We start from the raw sequence: 1,785 nt of genomic DNA on the forward strand, positions 1-1,785 counted from the left end.
CTCGGCCGCGGCCGCAGCCTCGGCTTCCGGCTGCTCCGCGGGCTCGGCCTCGGGCACAACCTCAACCTCAACCGCAGGCGAGGCATCGGCCGGCGCAGGTGCTTCGGCGGTTTCCTCCGGCTGGTTTGCCATTGCGGCAAGGCCTTCCGGCATAAGGTCGCCCAGGCTCTGCGTCAGCGGGTCCTGGTCGGCGGAGGTGTCCACCTTCTGCTTCTTGGCCTCGTTCGTTGCCTTCGCGTCGGCCTTCTGCGCGGCCCTGCGGGCTTCCGCCTTGGCTTCGGCCTTGTTCTTGGTCGGGCCGATCACCATGACCATGTTGCGGCCGTCAATGCGGGGAGTCGATTCGATCACGCCGACCTCGGCGACGTCCTCGGCGAACTTCTGCAGAAGGCGGATGCCCATTTCGGGGCGCTGCTGTTCGCGGCCGCGGAACTGGATCATGGCCTTGACCTTGTCGCCGGCTGCGAGGAACCGCAGCGCGTGGCCGCGCTTGGTCTCGTAGTCGTGCTTGTCGATCTTCAGGCGGAACCGGATCTCCTTGAGCACAGTGTTCGTCTGGTTCTTGCGCGCCTCACGGGCCTTGACCGCAGCCTCGTACTTGTACTTGCCAAAATCCATAAGCTTGCACACCGGAGGCTTTGCCTGCGGTGCGACCTCAACCAGGTCAAGATCCGATTCCGTGGCCAGGCGCAGGGCATCCTCAATACGGACGATCCCAACCTGTTCGCCGTTCGGTCCGACTAACCGCACCTCGGGAACGCGGATACGATCATTGATTCTTGGCTCGCTAATGTGTGGCTCCTGTCACTAATATCGGCTGCCGCTTGCAATGAAAGAAGGCCCCCCATTGCAAACGCAATCGAAGGCCTCGAAGTGGCGGCAGGCGGAAACAAGCTAGGGTTCCACCGGCTGGCCCGGGCACCTCACGCGAGGGTTTCCGGCTACAGCCTGCCGACCTGGACCCGGCAGCTCTGGCTAGCCATACCGACGGGTGGGAGAGGACTCCGCTTGCAGATCGGATCCTGCTCCGCACGTGCTGTGAGGCACATAAGTAACGGGATCCAATTGGTCTGTGACAAGCTTACCAGTATGAGCAGCTCAGATAACAATCCGCAGACCGACGGCCACCGCCACAGCTTCGCGCCCGACGCCGGTCCTGCCTCCAGCCAGGAACAGGAAGTCCTGGGCCAGATGCGCGACATCGCCGAAGTACCGGCCGTGGAAGTCATCACCACCGCGGCAGTCCATCTGATGAGCGCCGCCGCGGTTAAGTGCGGCCTGGCCGCCGGAGACGACGCCGAAGAGCTCAAGGACCTGGACGAAGCCCGCAAGCTGATCACCGCCTTGGCGGGGTTCGTCACCGCTGCCGCGCCGGAAATCGGCAGCCAGCATGCCGGCCCGTTGCGCGATGGCCTCCGGTCCCTGCAGCTCGCCTTCCGCGAAGCATCGGTCATCCAGGACGATCCGGGCAAGGGCCCGGGCGAGAAGTTCACGGGTCCGGTCAACTGACCGGCCCGGGCTCCCAGAACTGAACAAGGACGACGCCGGTGCCACGCACCGGCGTCGTCCTTTGTCTTTGCGCTTCTGGTTGCGGCGTTCGCCGGCGGGGTTCAGCGGGTGAACTTCAGCTCCAGCGAATCAACCCGCTCGGCAAACTCTTGCCGGGACTGGAGCCGCTGTTGGATCCGTCCCGCCAGGGCGCCCAACTCCTCGCGCCCCAGCCCGTCCCGCACCTGCAGGACCAGGCGCAGCTCCGGGCCGTGGCCGCCGCCGGCCACGACGGCT

Annotated in this window: 2 protein-coding genes; one reads left to right on the forward strand and one right to left on the reverse strand. The window is 65.4% G+C overall.

Translation table 11 applies throughout. The features are described from left to right. Positions 1–750 (reverse strand): translation initiation factor IF-3 (gene infC / locus AC5RUJ_RS15705; RefSeq protein WP_494156181.1); only part of this gene is annotated, 750 nt, incomplete at its 3' end. A gap of 339 nt (positions 751–1,089) precedes the next feature. On the opposite strand from infC, the gene AC5RUJ_RS15710 reads away from it, so the two are divergent. Beyond that, positions 1,090–1,509 carry a DUF1844 domain-containing protein gene (locus tag AC5RUJ_RS15710; protein WP_494002384.1) on the forward strand — a complete coding sequence of 140 codons (420 nt, stop codon included), beginning with the start codon at positions 1,090–1,092 and terminating at the stop codon, positions 1,507–1,509. Positions 1,510–1,785: the final 276 nt, after the last annotated feature.

The organism is Arthrobacter sp. Y3223164 (assembly GCF_059091005.1).

What these genes read in the sequence shown, in the direction of transcription:
- AC5RUJ_RS15710 (WP_494002384.1), top strand. Translation starts at nt 1,090, where the DNA reads ATGAGCAGCTCAGATAACAATCCGCAGACCGACGGCCACCGCCACAGC.